At 56.9% G+C, this 16,777-nt stretch carries 17 protein-coding genes and 1 other RNA gene; 6 read left to right on the forward strand and 12 right to left on the reverse strand.

Annotated elements, in window-relative coordinates; genetic code table 11:
• Positions 1-92 precede the first annotated feature (92 nt).
• The 6 genes from ACLH1I_RS08740 to ACLH1I_RS08765 form a co-directional block, all read right to left on the reverse strand.
• Positions 93-407, reverse strand: coding sequence for a glucose PTS transporter subunit EIIB (locus tag ACLH1I_RS08740; protein ID WP_004204757.1), 315 nt, complete (start codon positions 405-407; stop codon positions 93-95).
• A gap of 65 nt (positions 408-472) precedes the next feature.
• Positions 473-2,530, reverse strand: coding sequence for a beta-galactosidase (locus ACLH1I_RS08745; RefSeq protein ID WP_004204758.1), 2,058 nt, complete (start codon positions 2,528-2,530; stop codon positions 473-475).
• Positions 2,531-2,560: 30 nt separating this feature from the next.
• Complete coding sequence (locus ACLH1I_RS08750; RefSeq protein WP_048294262.1) at positions 2,561-3,763, reverse strand: arabinogalactan endo-beta-1,4-galactanase; 1,203 nt, start codon at positions 3,761-3,763, stop codon at positions 2,561-2,563.
• 4 nt (positions 3,764-3,767) lie between these two features.
• Positions 3,768-4,619, reverse strand: coding sequence for a sugar ABC transporter permease (locus ACLH1I_RS08755; protein WP_004204761.1), 852 nt, complete (start codon positions 4,617-4,619; stop codon positions 3,768-3,770).
• Between the two features lie 10 nt (positions 4,620-4,629).
• On the reverse strand, positions 4,630-5,937 hold the full coding sequence (locus ACLH1I_RS08760; protein ID WP_017898898.1) for a carbohydrate ABC transporter permease: 1,308 nt from the start codon (positions 5,935-5,937) through the stop codon (positions 4,630-4,632).
• A 62-nt stretch (positions 5,938-5,999) separates the two neighbouring features.
• Entirely contained in the window at positions 6,000-7,232 is a 1,233-nt protein-coding gene (locus ACLH1I_RS08765) for a maltodextrin ABC transporter substrate-binding protein (protein ID WP_017898899.1), read from the reverse strand.
• A gap of 354 nt (positions 7,233-7,586) precedes the next feature.
• On the opposite strand from ACLH1I_RS08765, the gene ACLH1I_RS08770 reads away from it, so the two are divergent.
• On the forward strand, positions 7,587-8,696 hold the full coding sequence (locus ACLH1I_RS08770; protein WP_043521496.1) for an ABC transporter ATP-binding protein: 1,110 nt from the start codon (positions 7,587-7,589) through the stop codon (positions 8,694-8,696).
• A 235-nt stretch (positions 8,697-8,931) separates the two neighbouring features.
• Positions 8,932-10,491: an EAL domain-containing protein gene (locus tag ACLH1I_RS08775; protein WP_064178010.1), complete on the forward strand. Its 1,560-nt coding sequence runs from the start codon at positions 8,932-8,934 to the stop codon at positions 10,489-10,491.
• 62 nt (positions 10,492-10,553) lie between these two features.
• Here ACLH1I_RS08775 and ACLH1I_RS08780 read toward each other — a convergent pair whose 3' ends face one another.
• A complete protein-coding gene (locus tag ACLH1I_RS08780; protein ID WP_004204767.1) occupies positions 10,554-10,826 on the reverse strand; it encodes a metal-sensing transcriptional repressor in 273 nt (90 codons plus the stop codon).
• A 164-nt stretch (positions 10,827-10,990) separates the two neighbouring features.
• Here ACLH1I_RS08780 and ACLH1I_RS08785 point away from each other — a divergent pair, with 164 nt between their 5' ends.
• Positions 10,991-11,818: a nickel/cobalt efflux protein RcnA gene (locus tag ACLH1I_RS08785; protein ID WP_151628471.1), complete on the forward strand. Its 828-nt coding sequence runs from the start codon at positions 10,991-10,993 to the stop codon at positions 11,816-11,818.
• 44 nt (positions 11,819-11,862) lie between these two features.
• Here the strand turns inward: ACLH1I_RS08785 and ACLH1I_RS08790 are convergent, their stop codons facing one another.
• On the reverse strand, positions 11,863-12,477 hold the full coding sequence (locus ACLH1I_RS08790) for a YczE/YyaS/YitT family protein (RefSeq protein ID WP_198079552.1): 615 nt from the start codon (positions 12,475-12,477) through the stop codon (positions 11,863-11,865).
• Between the two features lie 88 nt (positions 12,478-12,565).
• On the opposite strand from ACLH1I_RS08790, the gene ACLH1I_RS08795 reads away from it, so the two are divergent.
• Positions 12,566-13,993: a PLP-dependent aminotransferase family protein gene (locus ACLH1I_RS08795; protein ID WP_064794533.1), complete on the forward strand. Its 1,428-nt coding sequence runs from the start codon at positions 12,566-12,568 to the stop codon at positions 13,991-13,993.
• A gap of 134 nt (positions 13,994-14,127) precedes the next feature.
• Here the strand turns inward: ACLH1I_RS08795 and ACLH1I_RS08800 are convergent, their stop codons facing one another.
• The 3 genes from ACLH1I_RS08800 to ffs all read right to left on the reverse strand — a co-directional run bounded on the left by ACLH1I_RS08800 (position 14,128) and on the right by ffs (position 15,005).
• On the reverse strand, positions 14,128-14,343 hold the full coding sequence (locus ACLH1I_RS08800) for a hypothetical protein (RefSeq protein ID WP_004142688.1): 216 nt from the start codon (positions 14,341-14,343) through the stop codon (positions 14,128-14,130).
• A complete protein-coding gene (locus tag ACLH1I_RS08805; protein ID WP_004204776.1) occupies positions 14,340-14,597 on the reverse strand; it encodes a hypothetical protein in 258 nt (85 codons plus the stop codon). The genes ACLH1I_RS08800 and ACLH1I_RS08805 overlap by 4 nt, the downstream gene beginning before the upstream one ends.
• Before the next feature lie 311 nt (positions 14,598-14,908).
• An RNA gene (ffs, locus tag ACLH1I_RS08810) (signal recognition particle sRNA small type) lies at positions 14,909-15,005 on the reverse strand.
• Between the two features lie 241 nt (positions 15,006-15,246).
• On the opposite strand from ffs, the gene ACLH1I_RS08815 reads away from it, so the two are divergent.
• Positions 15,247-15,654, forward strand: a complete 408-nt coding sequence (locus tag ACLH1I_RS08815; protein WP_017898905.1) for a hypothetical protein — start codon at positions 15,247-15,249, stop codon at positions 15,652-15,654.
• A gap of 66 nt (positions 15,655-15,720) precedes the next feature.
• The gene (locus ACLH1I_RS08820; protein ID WP_004204778.1) at positions 15,721-16,032 is read left to right on the forward strand and encodes an MGMT family protein; all 312 of its coding nucleotides are present in this window, start codon (positions 15,721-15,723) and stop codon (positions 16,030-16,032) included.
• 38 nt (positions 16,033-16,070) lie between these two features.
• Here ACLH1I_RS08820 and ACLH1I_RS08825 read toward each other — a convergent pair whose 3' ends face one another.
• Entirely contained in the window at positions 16,071-16,562 is a 492-nt protein-coding gene (locus ACLH1I_RS08825; RefSeq protein WP_002891903.1) for a YbaY family lipoprotein, read from the reverse strand.
• Positions 16,563-16,777 lie beyond the last annotated feature (215 nt).

Raw genomic sequence — 16,777 nt, forward strand, 5'->3', positions numbered from 1 at the left:
AAGGTCATTAATTTCCCTCCGGTAATCATTATTGCCACTGCTGTCTTTGTCTTATTTTCGGGATAACCTGTTTTCAGGTTATCCCGTTTTATTTATTTCCGCGCGGCAAAATGGTCATCCAGCAATTGACGTAGCGCATCGGACTGCTTACCGAAAATAGCATGAACCTGCTGGCCAAGAATAATGACACCCAGCGCGCCCTGCTGCTGTAATGCGTCCGAGTCCACGGCTGCCAGATGACGAACCGTTACCCGCAGACGGGTAATACAGGCGTCCACTTGGGTAATATTCGCTTCACCGCCGAAGGCCTGAACCAACGCCTCGATTTGCTGTTTTTCCGCTTCGCTTAACGGCTGTGCCGGACGTGCAGGAGAGAAATAGTGCAGGAAAGATTTTAAACTCACCATCATAAACTCCAGGGTAATAGATACAAAAAAGCCTGCTCGGCAGAGCAGGCGTGGAGAAAAAAGGATTAGGCGTGGCGACGGAGAATACGGCAATCCCATGCTGACAGGGTCAGCGGGTCCGACACCGCCGCGTCGGTCAGGCAATCCCGATACCCTGACGGCAGGCTCAGGGTATGGCTTTGCGCGCTGTAGTTCTGCAGGAAGACAAACGTGCTCTCACCGTCGGTGCGCGCAGTAGCCACCACGCCGGGCGGTAAATCCGCCGCGATCGCCCGCGGTAGCGCCAGCTCCTTGCTCAGGGCGGCAAAGAAGTCGCGCTGGAAGGCCAAATCGTTGCGGGAGGCCACATGCCAGGCTTTACCTTTCCCGAAGCCGTTCACCGTCACCGCTGGCCTTCCGGCATAAAAATCATCCCGGTAGGTGGCCAGCGTCTGCGCGCTTTCGGTATGGATCAGTTCACAGAGATGGCGCACCTGATACGGGCCCTGCAGACCGCACTGATTCCCGGCCAGGCCCTGCACCAGATTAAACTCGCCGTCATTCAGGCAGTCGATCTCTTCCGCCCAGATGCCCAGCAGATTGCGCAGCGGGCCAGGGAAGCCGCCGAGATAGCAGAGATCGGATTCGTTGACGATGCCGGTCCAGTAAGTGGTCACCAGATGGCCGCCGCTGGCGACAAACGCCTCCGCCCGCGCGGCAAAGCCGTCGCGCACCATGTATAACATCGGGGCAATGACCAGCCGGTACGGCGTTAAATCAGCGTCGGCGTCAATCACATCGACGGCGATGCCCTGCTCCCAGAACGGACGGTAGTGCTCATTGACCGTCTTCTCATACTCCATCCCCAGATTGCGCGGTCCCTGGGCGTCATCGAGCGCCCAGCGGTTCTGCTGGTCGAAGATAATCGCCACTTTCGCCTCGGTGCGACAGCCCCGGACCTCCGGTAGCTTGCTCAGTATCTCACCGAGTTTGCTGACTTCACGGCCAATACGGGTATCGATGTGCCCGACATGGTCGACCACCGCGCCGTGAAATTTCTCAACCGAACCGCGACTTTTCCGCCACTGGAAATACTGCACCGAGTCGGCGCCATGCGCCACCGCCTGCAGCGAGGAGAGAATATGCATGCCCGGTTTCTTCAGTTTGCTGGTCGGCTGCCAGTTAGTCGCGCCCGGCGTGGACTCCATCAGCACAAACGGCTGGCCGCCCTTCAGGCTGCGCATCATGTCGTGATACATCGCGGTGTAGCAGGCCAGCGCGGTTTCGTCTTTATCGCGGTGCCACATCGGATAGCTGTCCCACGAGATAAAGTCCAGCACCTCCGCCAGCTGCCAGTAGTCGTAATCGTAGAAATACTCCATAAAGTTGGTGGTCACCGGCAGGGCGGCATTCGCCGCCTTCAGCGGGGCGATTTCATGGCGGCAGAAATCGGTCACCTGGGCGGTATTAAAGCGATGCCAGTCCAGATTCAGACCGTGGATCGACGTTTCGCCCTGCGGCGCAGGCGATTCAATCTGCGACCAGTCGCTATAGGTATGGCTCCAGAAGGTGCTCCACCAGGCCTGGTTGAGGTTCTCCAGGGTCTGATACCGCGCCTTCAGCCAGCCGCGAAAGCGGGCCTGGCAGAGATCGCAATGGCATTCGCCGCCATATTCATTGGAAATATGCCAGCCCAGCACCGCCGGGTGCGCAGCATAGCGCTCCGCCAGCAGGCTATTAATTTTCAGGGTCTTCTCACGATAGATCGGCGATGACATACAGTGGTTGTGACGGCCGCCGTGCAGGGCCGGCACCCTATCGCGCCCCACCCGCAGAACCTGCGGATAGCGTTGAGACATCCACGCTGGACGCGCGCCGCTCGGCGTGGCCAGAAATACATGAATGCCGGCGGCATACAGTTTATCGAGAATAGTATCCAGCCAGGCGAAATCAAATACCCCTTCGCGCGGCTCAAGTTTCGCCCAGCTAAATATGCCCACCGACATCACATTGCATTTTGCCTGCTGCATCATGGCAATGTCTTTATCAATAATGTCGGGGTCATTCTCCCATTGTTCCGGATTATAATCCGCGCCATGCAGCAGCGTATTAACCTTTGGATGTAAAGGTGCAAATTTATTCATAATAAACTTCCTGAAAAGAACGACAAATAATTAATTAAATACTTTTACCGACGGCAATACTTTTCCCTGGCAGTCAAATAGCGCCTGATTTTCCCGCGCATTACCCTCTTTCCATTCGTCATGGATATATTTCATCCCCGCCGGGGTGGCCCAGGTATTTCCCGGCACAGCAATCCACGTCGGCTCCCAGTAAAAAATACCTTTGCCGCGCTGGTCGGGAACATCTATTACGGCCTGCATCAGATCGTGGATATAGCGATATTGCCCCTGCACGGTGGCGGGATAGCCTCCGTCCTTTTCCTCTTTGGCCTGAAAACTGTTTTCCGCTTTATCGCAGTTAGCCAGGGTATAGGCATAGGCCGCCTCGACGACAATGACATCTTTGTTATAGCGTTTGCTGATGTCATCCATATTGGCCTTCAGGGCGCTGATCGGCCCGTTCCAGTAGGTGTACATCGACAAACCAATCACGTCATAGGGCACATGACGTTTCTCTATTTCGTCAAACCACCAGCGGAAGGTATCGTTCTTGGTCCCTTCAGCCAGATGCAGCATGATTTTCACCTGCTCGCCATTGCGCAGATTCGCCTTCAGACCATCAATGGCCGCGTTCAGCAGCCCGGCCAGCCGGTCGAACTCGCCGCCCCCCTGCCCCCAGCTTTTCCCTTCCGGCCACAGCATACCGCCGTTGATCTCATTGCCGATCTGCACCATATCCGGCAGGATGCCCGCCTGCTTAAAGCGGGCGATGGTATCCCGGGTATAGTCATGAATCGCCGTTTTCAGCTGCGGATAATCCATCTTTTCCCAGGCCTTCGGTTTGAACTGCTTGCCGGGATCGGTCCAAAAATCGCTGTAATGGAAGTCGAGCAGCAGCTTCATTCCCTGGGCTTTCGCCCGTTTCGCCAGCGCCAGGGTAGTGGCCAGATCGTTATTCCCGCCGCCATAGCCCTCGCCGCTTGCCGATTGCGGATCCACCCACAGGCGGAGGCGAACATAGTTGACGCCGTTCTCTTTCAGAATGGCGATCGGATCCTTACGCTGGTTATTCTGGTCGTAGAAAATTGCCCCGTGCTTTTCGGCATCCAGCAGCGTGGAGATATCCGCGCCTTTAATAAAGTCCGCCGGCATACCCTGAAAGGCGCGGGTTTCAAGCGCGTCCGCTGCCAGCGAAGGGAGGGAAAAACTGCATGCCAGACAAACCGCAAGCCATGCGGGTGTAAATCTTTTCATGTGCTTATCCTTTAGTACTGCCCGAGGTCAGGCCGGAGACGAAGTATTTTTGTAACGCCAGATAGAGGATCGCGACCGGCACGGCAATCAGCACCGCCCCCGCCGCGTAGGTGGTGTAGCTGGCCCCCATTTTTTGCGCCACCAGGTTATACAGACCGATAGGCAGCGTGTATTTATCCGGGGTACGCAGGATGGTGCTGGAGAGGATGAAATCCCCCAGCGGGCCGGTGAAGGAGAACAGCGCCACCACCGCGAGGATCGGCCTCGACAACGGCATGATGATCTCAATAAAGATGCGAAAGCTACTGGCGCCGTCCATGCGGGCGGACTCATCCAGATCTTTAGGGATCGCGTCGAGATACCCCTTCATCAGCCAGGTGTTCATCGGGATCATTCCCCCGACGTAGATCAGCACCAGCGCCAGATGGCTGTTTATCAGGCCAAGCAGTTGCGACAGCACAAAGATGGCAATCAGCGCGGAAAACTGCGGGATCATCTGCAGCAGCAGGAACAGCATCAGCCCGTTTTGCCGCCCTTTAAAGCGGAAGCGGGAGAAGGCGTAAGCGGTAAAGCTGACGCTAATCAGGGTCAGCACCATGGTCAGAAAGCTGATTTTCATCGAGTTCCAGTACCAGGTGAGGTAATTCACATTGCCATTGAACAGATCGGCATAGTGCTGGAACGACAGGTTTTCCGGAATGATCGAGGTACTGAGCAGGCTATTGCCGGCGTTCAGCGACGCCCCGACGGTCCAGACCAGCGGGTAGATAATCACCACCGAGACCAGGATAACCACCAGCCAGGTGAGAGAGAGTCGGATCCACTTTTCGCGTTTAATACTGGGTGATTGAGCCATGTTGCTTCCCTTACGCCATGTCGTCATTTTTGAAGGATTTGGTGGCGCGGAACTGCCACAGCGCCAGGCCGACGACGAAGATCGACAGCAGGATAGTGATGGTCGCCGCGATGGCGTACTGCGACGAGGACATCGTCAGCTTATAGATCCACGACACCAGAATATCCGTCCCGCCGGCGTTAGATCCCGCCACCGCAGGGCCGCCGTTGTTAAACAGATAAATAATGTTGAAATTATTAAAGTTGAAGGTGTACTGGGTGATGATGATCGGCGCGATCGCGTACAGCACCAGCGGCAGGGTGATGGTGCGCAGGCGGGTAAAGGCGCTGGCGCCGTCCATCGTCGCCGCTTCATACAGATCGTCCGGGATCGCCTGCAGCACGCCGGTGGTCATGGCAAAGACAAACGGAAAGCCAAGCCAGGTCTGCATCATGATCAGCGCGGTTTTGGTCCAGAACGGGTCGGTTAGCCATGCCTTCGGGCTGATGCCGAAGAATGACAGGATCGCGTTGTTAATCACCCCGAAGGAGTCATTGAACATCCCGGCAAAGACGAGGATAGTGACAAACCCCGGCACCGCCCACGGCAAAATAAAGATGGTGCGGATCAGCGGCTTAAAGCGCAGATCTTTTTGGTTCACCAGAATCGCCAACAGCACGCCCACCGTACACTGCAGGGTGGTCGCCAGCAGCGTCCACACCACGGTCCACTGCAGCACATCCAGAAAGGTGGAGCGCCAGATGGAGAGGGTGAAAATATTGACGAAGTTTTTCAGCCCCACCCAGTCCACCAGCTTCGCCGGCGGCGTGTGGTACAGGTTGTAGTTGGTGAAGGCGATGGCGAAACCAAACAGAATGGGAAAGATCACCACAAAGACCAGCAGAATAAAGCCCGGGGTGATCATCAGGTACGGGAAGCCGTCGCTCAGCAGCATCTGGTACTGCTTACGCACGCTGTTCAGCGCGACCCCTTCATCGCGTTTTTTGCCGTTCAGCCACGCGTCCCGCAGCGAGAGAAAATAGATCAGCACGCCAAAAGCGACGATCAGCACGCTGATAATCCCCTCCGCTAACAGGAAGATAGAGTTATCCCGGGGCACCTCTTCACCCAGGGTATAGAGCCCCCACAGCCCCTCGCGCAGGAAATCGTAAAAAATACCCAAAAAGCTGCTCAGCAGCACCAGGAAGACCAGCCCCTTCAGCCACTGGCGATGATAAAACTGGCCGAAACCCGGCACGATTGCCAGCAACAGGCCGCACCACGCATGGCGCCCGGGCCCGCGCGCGTCGCTAAAATTTTCGCTGGAATGGATGCTCACACTCGACTCCTTCTACAAACGGGAGGTCCCCCTCCCGCTCGGTGACTTCACGTGACGGTAAATTACTGATTGCTGGCCTGCATCGCTTCAATCTGCATCTTGATCTGTTTCACCGCATTATCGAGCGCGGCCTGCGGCGCCTGCTTGCCGGTGAGGCTCAGTTCAAGCGCGGCATTGGCCGGCCCCCACACTTCCCCCATCTCCGGAATGCCCGGCATAGCCATCGCCCGAGCCGACTGAACGGCGACGGCGCTGGCCTTTTCGTCATTTTTAATCACCGGGTCGTCAATCATCGCCTTCAGCGGCGGGATTTCGCCGGTGGCGACATAGCGGGCTTTTACATACTGCGGCTGGTTGATGAACTCGATAAACTGTTGCGCCAGCGCCTTGTCTTTACTCCAGGTCGATACCACGTAGCCCTTAACGCCGAGGAAGGAGCTCATTGGCTTGCCGTCCGGCAGGGTCGGCAGCGGCACCACGCCATAGTTGATACCGGCGGCTTCATACGGCTGGAAGGCCCAGGGGCCGTTGATCACCGCCGCCGCTTTTTTCTCGGTAAACAGCGAATCAATGGCGTTCAGCCCGTTATCGCCGAGGATCCCTGCGGGGAAGGCCTTCTCGGCATAGAATTTTTTCAGGAAGGTCACGGCTTCCACGGCGCCGGGCGTATTGAGCCCCACCTGCTGCGGATTAAAACCGCCGCCGTCGTTCTTCGCGAAGATATAGCCGCCCATCGGGCCAATCGCCCCCCAGCTGTAGTAGATCTGATCAAACTTGGCCAGCAGGCCGTATTTGTTCTGCTCGCGCTGGGTCTTCGAGTAGTCCAGCCAGGCCTGCAGACTGTCCAGCGGCTTGTCGATCAGGTCCTTGTTGTAGATAAGCACCAGGGTTTCCACCGCTTTCGGGATCCCATACAGCGCGTTGTCCATGCGGAAGGCGTTGATAGAGGCTGGCGTAAAGGCATCCTGTTTCGCCTGCTCAACGTTGAGCGGCGAGAGAAGTCCCTGAACGACGGCGCCGCCGAGCTGGTCATTCGGGATCACCAGCACGTCCGGCCCAATGCCCGCCGGGCCATCGAGGCGCAGCTTTTCCAGCTGCTGGGCATAAGGCATCTCCTGCAGATTGACCTTCACGTTGTACTGCTTCTCAAAATCGCTGACCGCGGTTTTGATGCCAGTGGATTTTTTAATGTCTTCCCAAACGTTGAGCTGCCCGGCGGCATGCGCCTGCAGGCTGGTAAGTTGCCCCGCCGCGAGGGTGGTAAGGATCAGTGCAGCAAGCGTGTTCTTTTTCATTATCAACCTCATGTGAAGGTATAACAATTTAATGGTTTTTATTTGACTTACGTCTGCCAGTTAGAAAAAAAATCATTTCAAACTGCCTTGTTACATAGAAAACAGACTCTGGTTCGCTTTTGTTATACGCTACGCTTTGATTGGGGATAAAACTACCATAAGCTGCCAGTTGTGTGATCATCCTTGCAGAAATGAAACGCCGCTGTATGGCGCAAAAACCGCGGAAGTTATAGTCAGGACATGATTTTAGCGCTGTTGAATATCGTCACGCTGATTTGTTACACGTAATACAAACACACTCAAATCAGCGACACGCCAACGGCAAACAACGGCTACTCACTTCGGGGAATGTGGATGTCCAATATACGACTGAGGAATGTCACCAAAAGGTTCGGCAGCACGGTGACGCTGCACCAGGTCAATCTCGATATTGAAGATGGCGAGTTTGCGGTCTTCGTCGGCCCTTCCGGCTGTGGAAAATCGACGCTGTTACGTATGATTGCCGGGCTGGAAGAGGTCAGTGACGGGGAAGTGCTGATTGGCGATGAGGTGATGAACGATGTGGTCCCCGCCCGCCGCGGCGTGGCGATGGTTTTTCAGTCCTATGCGCTCTATCCGCACATGACGGTGGCGGAGAATATGGGCTATGGGCTGAAAGTGAATAAAGTGCCAAAAGCGGAGATCCGTCGCCAGGTGGAAATGGTGGCCAAAACGCTGCAGCTCTCTCACCTGCTGGATCGTAAACCGAAGCAGCTCTCCGGCGGCCAGCGGCAGCGTGTGGCCATTGGCCGCGCTATCGTGCGTAATCCCCGGGTGTTTATGTTCGATGAGCCGCTTTCTAACCTCGATGCGGAGCTGCGCGTCGATATGCGCCTGCATATTGCCCGCCTGCACCAGGAGCTGAAGACCACCATGGTGTATGTCACGCACGATCAGGTGGAGGCGATGACGCTCGCCGATAAAATCGTAGTCATGAACTACGGGAAGGTCGAACAAATGGGTTCGCCGATGGCGCTGTACTACAATCCGGTCAACAAGTTCGTCGCCGGTTTTATCGGCTCGCCAAAGATGAACTTTTTGCCGGCCACCGTCAGCGACTGGCAGGCAGAGCGCTTAACGGTCACCCTCGCCCAGGACCATCAGCTCACCCTGAACGTTGCCACCCAACCGCTGAAGCCCGGCGCCGCGGTCACGCTGGGGATCCGGCCAGAGCACCTCACGCCGGAAGTCTCCACCGGTACCGTGGTGGAGTTTCAATGTGAAGTGGTGGAGCGTCTGGGCAACAATACCTACCTGTTCGGCCAGTGCTACGGTCACGATAACGTCAAGGTTCTGCTGCCCGGCGACGTCCATTTCCGCCCGTGGCAGAAGATTAATCTGGCCTTCGATGACCGCTTCTGCATGGTGTTTGATGAGAACGATCTGCGCATCAGCGCCGATATCACGGCGCCGGACGCCCACTAAGCCAACATATTGCTGTCATCTGCGCAGCGTATGCTGCGACTGAATGCCGGAATACATCCTGCCCGGCATTCACACCCTCATTTTTATTCTGCTGCATCGGAATCATCCTTCTCTCCCGGCATCGCAGGTTATTGTGATGCCGGTTTTTTTGCCCACGCAGCGCGATTTCTCCCGCTGCGCCCGGTTTATCTTTCGCATATACTGATGACACCCGGCGAACGATAAGGATACAGGCATGAGGACCCGGCATCTGATGGCGCTGTTTACAGGAGTGCTGATACTGGCCATCATCCTGCCTATCTCGCTCAGCATCTGGCAGGCGGCGCGGCAGGCCAAAATGCAGTTCTATCGTGAGCTGGATGATTATTCCAACCGTATTGTCGTCCGCACGCTGCAGGTCGCCGATCAGGCCCGGGAAGCACTGCGGGAGGCCGACTCACACTCTGCCGCTTCCTGTAGCCCGGAGCATCTGCTCGCCCTCCGCCGGATCGCCTATACCCATCGCTACGTGCAGGAAGTGCTCTGGCTGGAAGATTCCGTACCGCAATGCTCCTCCCTGGAAGACCATAGCGTTGCGGTGACCTTCCCGCCACCGGATCACATTGCCCCCGACGGCTATCGCACCTGGCTGACCTCGATTAACGATCTTGGCCTTAATCACCAGATGACGGCCATGGCCAGCCGGCAGCATATGGTAATGATCGATCCCATCTCCTTCATTGATGTGGTGCCCGCCAGCGAGGAGAAGATCCATACCATGCTGTTTGGTTTGGACCATCTGAAAATGGTGATCAGCAGCCAGCCGCTGCCGGCGAAGGTCTGGCAACGGATTAAAGATCCGCACCTGAATATGCTGACCCTGGATAATACGGTCTACCGGATCCAGCGCATTCCCGAGCTGGGATCCGGCATTGTGACCTGGTCATCCACGCTGCCGCTACAGCAGCGTATTCGCCAGCAGCTGATCTTCTGGCTCCCTGTCGGCATCTTCACCAGCCTGCTTGCCACCTGGCTGCTGCTGCGCCTGCTGAGACACCTGCGTTCACCGCGCAACAGTATGCTGGACGCCCTCAATTCCCAGGCGATTCAGGTTTACTATCAGCCGATTATTTCATTGCAGGACGGAAAAATCGCCGGGGCTGAAGCGCTGGCGCGCTGGCAGCAACCCGACGGCACCTTTTTATCGCCGGATATCTTCATTCCCCTGGCCGAGCAAACCGGACTGATCACCCAGCTGACGGAAGATATCGTCAGGAAAATTTTTGCCGACCTGGGTCCCTGGCTGAGGCAGCGGCCGGAAGTGCATATCTCCATCAACCTGTCGGTGGATGACTTACGCTCTCCCACCCTACCCAAGCTATTACACGATCAGCTGCAGCACTGGGGGATCGCCGCGGAACAGATTATCCTTGAGATCACCGAGCGCGGGTTTGTTGACCCGGAGACCACCATGCCGGTGATCGCACACTACCGCGAGGCCGGGCACCGTATTTCGATTGACGATTTCGGTACCGGCTACTCCAGCCTGAGCTATCTGCAGAAGCTGGACGTCGACACGCTGAAAATCGATAAATCCTTTGTCGATACGCTCGAGTACCGGCCGCTGACGCCGCACATTATTGAAATGGCCAAGGCGCTCAATTTGGCCACCGTCGCCGAAGGGGTGGAAACCGTAAGCCAGCGCGATTGGCTGAGACAGCATGGCGTTCAGTACGCCCAGGGCTGGCTGTACAGCAAAGCGCTGCCAAAAGAGTCGTTTATTCTGTGGGCGGAAGAGAACCTCCATGCGCATTAAGCGGCAGGCGGCCTGCGCAGAAGGTCAGCGGGCGCGGCCTCTTCGCCGCCCTCTGCCGGAGGCTACTTCAGATAGGATTTAATCACCTGCATCACCGTCTCCAGATCCGCCTCACGCTGCGTCTCGTCTGGCTCTTTCACCACATGGTCGGTGAGATGTCCCTGGATAACCTGCAGCATCATGCCATTGACCGCGCCGCGGATCGCCGCCAGCTGCTGTAGCACCTCAGCGCACTCATGCTCGCGATTAAGCATTTTCTCTAATGCGGTACTCTGCCCCTGAATTTTCTTCAGCCGGGTCAGTAACTTCTTTTTGTCTCTCACTGTGTGTGACATTACGCTATCCACCGTTTTTTTCTGTCCGGGATTACCGACCTGCGTGGTCAGCAACGCCTGCCAGCATACCATGATCCTTTTTATTAGCCGGTTTATCTACTGGGGGGTAGTATTTTACTACTGGGGGGGAGTAGGATAAACGCACTTTTGGCAAGGATCCCGATATGAACGATTTCACTTCCCTTCTGCAGCAGGGCAATGCCTGGCTGTTTATTCCCAGCGCAATACTGCTCGGCGCGCTGCACGGCCTCGAACCCGGGCACTCAAAAACAATGATGGCCGCCTTTATCGTGGCGGTGCGAGGAACCTTAAAACAGGCGGTACTGCTGGGGCTGGCGGCCACGGTTTCGCATACGGCGGTGGTCTGGCTGATCGCCATGGCCGGTCTGTGGTTTGGCCGCGACTGGAACGCCCAAATCTCTGAACCCTGGTTTCAGCTGGTCTCAGGGATTGTCATTGTGCTGATTGCCTGCTGGATGCTCTGGCGCACCTGGCGCGAATCGCAGCCCCACACGCACCATGATCGCCACCATGAACATGAGCACCACCATGAACATGATCACCACCATGACCATCACCATGCGTCCTCATCCGCCGCGCCGCTGGTGGCGGAAGAGTGGCAGGATGCGCATCAGCGGGCCCATGCTCAGGAGATTAACCGGCGCTTTGATGGCCGTCAGGTGACGACCGGGCAGATCGTGCTGTTTGGCCTGACCGGCGGGCTGATCCCCTGCCCGGCGTCCATTACCGTGCTGCTTATCTGTTTACAGCTGAAGAAATTCTCGCTGGGCGCCACGCTGGTGCTGGGCTTTAGCGTCGGTCTGGCGCTGACGCTGGTGGCTTCCGGGGCTATCGCCGCCCTGAGCATGAAACATGCCGCCCGCCGCTGGCCGTGGCTTAACGACCTCTCGCGCAAGGCGCCCTGGATCTCAGGTTTACTGATTATTGTGGTGGGGATCTACATGATGCTTCATGGCCTGAGCGGTCTGTAAACCACAAAGCGCCCTCTTCTTGACGACGAGGGCGCGGGTTCCCTTCAGGAGACGCTCTCCTGGGGAGTGTTGACCGCGTTGCGGTTGACGGGCTGACTGAACCACGGCAGGCACAGCTGGATAAGCGGTCCAATCGACAGCGCGTAAATGACGGTTCCGACGCCAAACTTGCCCCCCAGCAGACAGCCAATCAGCAGCACGGAAAGCTCGATCGCCGTCCGGATACCGCGCAATGACCAGCCGGTGCGAGCGTGCAGGCCGGTCATCAGGCCATCGCGCGGACCCGGGCCAAACCCCGCGCCAATGTACATCCCGGTGGCGATAGCGTTCAGCACAATCGCCACCACCAGCAGAGCACTGCGCGCCACCAGCGATTCCAGCGGCGGCAGGACGGCCAGCGTGGCGTCCGCCGCCAGCCCCAGCACGATCACATTGCTCACCGTGCCGAGCCCCGGCATCTGCCGGATCGGGATCCATAGCAGCAGCACCGCGGCGCCGGTCAGAATAATCACAGTCCCGAAACTGATCCCCAGCTGTTTAGCCACTCCAAGATGAAAGACGTCCCACGGATCGGCGCCGAGATTAGCATGCACGAAGAGCGCCGTGGACACGCCGTAGAGCACCAGACCGATATATAACTGCAGCAGGCGACGAAGCATATTTTTTCCTCAACATCATTGCGAATGCCCTCATCATCAGCAAAAATGGACTGATAATTAATGGCCAGTTTTGGAAAAGTGGATCGCTATGTCAGCCCGACGCTTTGGAACACAGTCCCTGGTACGCCTGCTCGGCAACTGGCAGGAGTCCAGTTCACGCACACCGCTATGGCGCCAGCTGGCGGAAGCGCTCCGCCTGCTGATCCTCGATGGCCGTCTGACGCTACAGACGCGCCTGCCCGGCGAGCGCGAGCTGGCGGCGGCCCTCAACGTCAGCCGGACGACTATCGCCAGCGCCCTCGGCCAGCTGCGGGAGGAGGGATTTCTCCAAAGCCGCCAGGGGAGCGGGTCGCGCATTGTTTTGCCGGAACGCCCTGCCGACCTGCCGCCGCCCTCTGCGACCCCCTCGACGATCAATCTCTCTACCGCCGCCCTCAGCGCCGGTCCGGAGGTCCATCAGGCCTTCCAGCATGCCATGACCCTGCTGCCGCCCTATCTCGCCCAGACCGGTTACGATCAGCAGGGGCTCCCGGTGCTACGGGAAGCGATTGCCCGGCGCTACAGCGAACGTGGCCTGCCGACGCGGCCCGATGAAGTGATGGTGGTCAACGGCGCGCTCAGCGCCTTCGCGCTGATCCTGCGTCTGTTCACCGGCCCCGGTGACCGGGTGGTCATTGATGCCCCGACCTATCCAATGGCCATCAGCGCCATTCAGGGCGCCTCCTGCCGGCCCATTGGGGTCGCACTCCCACAGCAGGGGTGGGACTGCGATGGATTCGCGGCGATCATTGCGCAGACCGCGCCGCGTCTGGCATGGCTGATGCCGGATTTTCACAACCCCACCGGGCGCTGTATGGATGCCCTTACCCGCCAGCGGGTCGCGGACATCGCGGCCAGGACGCGAACAACGCTGGTGATCGATGAGACCATGGTCGACCTCTGGTATAACGCCCCGCCCCCGCCGCCGCTGGCCTGCTTTAATCCCGACGCCGCGGTGATCACCATCGGTTCGGCCGGGAAAAGTTTCTGGGGGGGACTGCGCATCGGCTGGATCCGCGCCAGCACGCGAACAATCGCCTCGCTTATTCAGGCCCGCGACTCTCTGGACTTGGGTACGCCGCTGCTGGAGCAGCTGGCCTGCAGCTGGCTGCTGGCAAACGCCGCCACGCTGCTGCCGCCGCGACGGGAGATGCTGAAGGCGCGCCGGGACATGTGCGAAGAGCTGATGAAAGAGTATTTTCCCCGCTGGCGCTTTACGCCACCGGAAGGCGGGCTCTCTTTTTGGGTGGAACTCCCTGACATGCTAGCCACTTTGTTCTCTGCGCGTGCGGAAAGCCAGGGGATCCATATCGGCACCGGCACGCGGTTTGGTCTGGAGGGCGCGTTCGATCGCTATTTACGTCTGCCGTTTACGCTGCCGGATGAAGCATTGCGCCAGGCCTTCTCCACGCTACAACCATTGTGGCACAGCCTTGCAGAACAGCGGGAAAGTGCGCGTTTGCGGAAAATAATATAAGAAAATATCGACGGGCTGGCTTCAGCCCGTCAAAAGTCCGTCATCCATGAGGTATATGAGATGTTTTTATAAAATTGCCTGGGTATCCTGCCATCTGGTTATGGCAACCCGGTGACGGAAATAAGGCAATTTCATTAATGCTGGCGCGGAATAGGAAACCCTTTCAAGGAAATAATAAAGCCATCTTCATCTTTTTTAATTTTAGCGCCGGTGTCACACCAGTCGGAGGCAATGCGAAAGAACTCATCACTACCGATATTCCAGTTCAGGCGAACGTGTTTCACGTATCCTGAGCGCAACATATCGCAGGCTTCGCTATAGTTGCTGGCTGTAGAGAATTGTTGTTTCATTTTTTCTTCTTCAGAAGTTTTCTTAATGCTTTGATTTCTTTAGGGGTTAATGGCGTCGCTTCCTCTTCGGTATGCTGGCTGTCAATGTCCTCTTCCGTCACCCCCGCCTCATCTGCTGACGCCTCCAGCTGAAAAGCCAGCTGCAGCAGCTTTTCCGTTGCCGTACCCAGGTTCTCGTTATTCACTTCCGCATAATGACGCAACTTCTCTTTTAACTCAGCGTCAATTTTTACATTCAAAACCACTGTGGTCATAGCTACGCTTCCCGTGCAATAAAATCATCATAATTAATACACGAAGTTAACATGCTGATCCAGAGATATATTTTATAGCATGGATCTGGCAACAAATTCCCACCAATAAGATGCGCTTTATTTATGACACGCAAATGACATTAATATTTCAGTAGCATTTCAGATTTATGACAAGTAAATATTATGGAATAAGTAGAGGGTGTTTTAGCAACTAAAAATAATATGTGATCTGTATTAGGAATAAATTCTGGCCAGCAGAGAAGACCGCACAAATACAAGGGGAAAATTACGAAGGCCGAAATGGGTGGGGGCCCTGCCAGCTACATCCCGGCACACACGTCGTCTGCTCTGGCTGCTTCCTTCCGGACCTGACCTGGTAAACAGAGTAGCGTTGCGGGAGAACCAACAGAGCCCCCATTGAGAGCGTTGTTACCCAACGCGCTGGCGCATTATCCCTGCTGACCTGGTGAATTGCAAGCACGCCCCGACTGCCTGCTGGTTTATTGCGCAATAATGCGAATAAAACCAGTCACTCACGCTCAACCTGTGAGATTGCGAGCGCGCGCTCAGCACACAGTCGGGATATCCACCATACTTAGCCATCTTGCGTCCCCTTTTATCATCAGCACCTTGTCTCGACGGTAATCGAATGACTGACTCATCACCACAGACCATCACTCTGCCTTTACCCGCCATTGAAGGGATGACCATCGCCTTTCAGGGGGTGAATTATCTGCGCCCTGAAAAAATGCTCGACTTCGTGACCATCAGTCAGGCGCCGGTGCGGGCGGTCACGCCGCTGGCGCTGCTCTATTCCACCGTCGGCGTCCTGCGCCAGGTGGAACTGCGCAAGCTACCGGTCTACATCAGCGGTCGGGTGGTATACCCCATATCGTCGCTGACCATGCCGGGCCTGCGCGCGAAGCTGATCATCAACGCGACCTCGCAGCGGTTAAAATTCCTTGAGAGCCTCATCGCCAGTTCACCTTCCGACAATGTCCATGGCATGCAGATCCTCGGCCTCGCTCTGACGTTCACCGTCGAACAGCCCGCCTGATCGGGCAGGCTGTACAGCCTGAAGATCAGCGCTTATGCTGGCGTTTTTCGGGTAACAGGACTGAATATGGATCCGCACGATACATTTCCCCAACGTGTCTGGCACATTGTGGCGTCGATACCGGAAGGGTATGTCACGACCTATGGGGATGTCGCCAGGCTGGCTGGTTCGCCGCGCGCGGCGCGCCAGGTGGGCGGTGTGCTGAAGCGTCTGCCGGAAGGGTCCACTCTGCCCTGGCATCGGGTAGTCAATCGCCATGGCGATATCTCCCTCACCGGCCCCGATCTGCAGCGGCAGCGTCAGGCGCTGCTGGCCGAAGGGGTGCAGGTCTCCGGCGGCGGCCATATCGATCTCCAGCGCTATCGCTGGGTTTACTGAAGACCAAAAAAAAGCCCCCATTCGGGGGCTTAGCGAGCTTACTGTGCGACAGGCACGGCGGTCTGCTGAACCGGAACCAGCGTCAGGTCGGCATGGGTGCCCCCCTGGTTGATCACCGTCTGCACGGTATCGGTAATGAACATCAGCTGGCCGTTAACCGTAATCGCTGCGCTCAACAGAATGCGGGCGTTCGGTTGAATATCTGCCGGGTTGTAAGGCAGTGCAAAGTTGAATGGCGCCTGCTTGCCTTCGGTACGCACCGCTTTTTGCGACAATACGCGGGCTGGCGCATCGGCCAGAGAAGCATCCGACAGGGTCACCGTCAGCACCGCATCCGGCGGCAAAGCGATTCTCTGGCGGATATTAATCGTCCCCGTGACGCTCGGCTGCTGCTGCGCCACGCTCAGCGTCGCAATACCGTAAGGGTCGGGTGCAGCCGCCTGCGTCGAAGAATTGTTCGAGTGGTGATTAGCACAGGCGGTCAGCGTCGCGGCGACGGCTAAGGCACTAAACATATAGGCAAATTTCATGATGTTCTCCTTATCATCCCTTAATACCCAGGAGGATGTTCCGCCGCTTCGCCGGCAGGAACTTTCGTGTCGTCAATAAGTGTGGCACAGATCGCAGATTTCTTCCTGTTGACCGGTTGTTATTCAGATTATTACACCCATCGGACCACTTGCGATTCCAGGTTATACTTTGCCACATTACGCGCGCGGCGCCGCCATTGTTAACTGAGGAAAAG

It is taken from the genome of Klebsiella sp. 1SOBk10mer, assembly GCF_046602535.1.
GTDB classification, from domain to species: Bacteria; Pseudomonadota; Gammaproteobacteria; order Enterobacterales; family Enterobacteriaceae; genus Klebsiella; species Klebsiella quasipneumoniae.

Bases quoted from the DNA above. Each gene is read 5' to 3' on its own strand.
- ACLH1I_RS08740 (WP_004204757.1), bottom strand. From the start codon at position 407: ATGGTGAGTTTAAAATCTTTCCTGCACTATTTCTCTCCTGCACGTCCG.
- ACLH1I_RS08745 (WP_004204758.1), bottom strand. From the start codon at position 2,530: ATGAATAAATTTGCACCTTTACATCCAAAGGTTAATACGCTGCTGCAT.
- ACLH1I_RS08750 (WP_048294262.1), bottom strand. From the start codon at position 3,763: ATGAAAAGATTTACACCCGCATGGCTTGCGGTTTGTCTGGCATGCAGT.
- ACLH1I_RS08755 (WP_004204761.1), bottom strand. From the start codon at position 4,619: ATGGCTCAATCACCCAGTATTAAACGCGAAAAGTGGATCCGACTCTCT.
- ACLH1I_RS08765 (WP_017898899.1), bottom strand. From the start codon at position 7,232: ATGAAAAAGAACACGCTTGCTGCACTGATCCTTACCACCCTCGCGGCG.
- ACLH1I_RS08770 (WP_043521496.1), top strand. From the start codon at position 7,587: ATGTCCAATATACGACTGAGGAATGTCACCAAAAGGTTCGGCAGCACG.
- ACLH1I_RS08775 (WP_064178010.1), top strand. From the start codon at position 8,932: ATGAGGACCCGGCATCTGATGGCGCTGTTTACAGGAGTGCTGATACTG.
- ACLH1I_RS08780 (WP_004204767.1), bottom strand. From the start codon at position 10,826: ATGTCACACACAGTGAGAGACAAAAAGAAGTTACTGACCCGGCTGAAG.
- ACLH1I_RS08785 (WP_151628471.1), top strand. From the start codon at position 10,991: ATGAACGATTTCACTTCCCTTCTGCAGCAGGGCAATGCCTGGCTGTTT.
- ACLH1I_RS08790 (WP_198079552.1), bottom strand. From the start codon at position 12,477: ATGCTTCGTCGCCTGCTGCAGTTATATATCGGTCTGGTGCTCTACGGC.
- ACLH1I_RS08795 (WP_064794533.1), top strand. From the start codon at position 12,566: ATGTCAGCCCGACGCTTTGGAACACAGTCCCTGGTACGCCTGCTCGGC.
- ACLH1I_RS08800 (WP_004142688.1), bottom strand. From the start codon at position 14,343: ATGAAACAACAATTCTCTACAGCCAGCAACTATAGCGAAGCCTGCGAT.
- ACLH1I_RS08805 (WP_004204776.1), bottom strand. From the start codon at position 14,597: ATGACCACAGTGGTTTTGAATGTAAAAATTGACGCTGAGTTAAAAGAG.
- ACLH1I_RS08815 (WP_017898905.1), top strand. From the start codon at position 15,247: ATGACTGACTCATCACCACAGACCATCACTCTGCCTTTACCCGCCATT.
- ACLH1I_RS08820 (WP_004204778.1), top strand. From the start codon at position 15,721: ATGGATCCGCACGATACATTTCCCCAACGTGTCTGGCACATTGTGGCG.
- ACLH1I_RS08825 (WP_002891903.1), bottom strand. From the start codon at position 16,562: ATGAAATTTGCCTATATGTTTAGTGCCTTAGCCGTCGCCGCGACGCTG.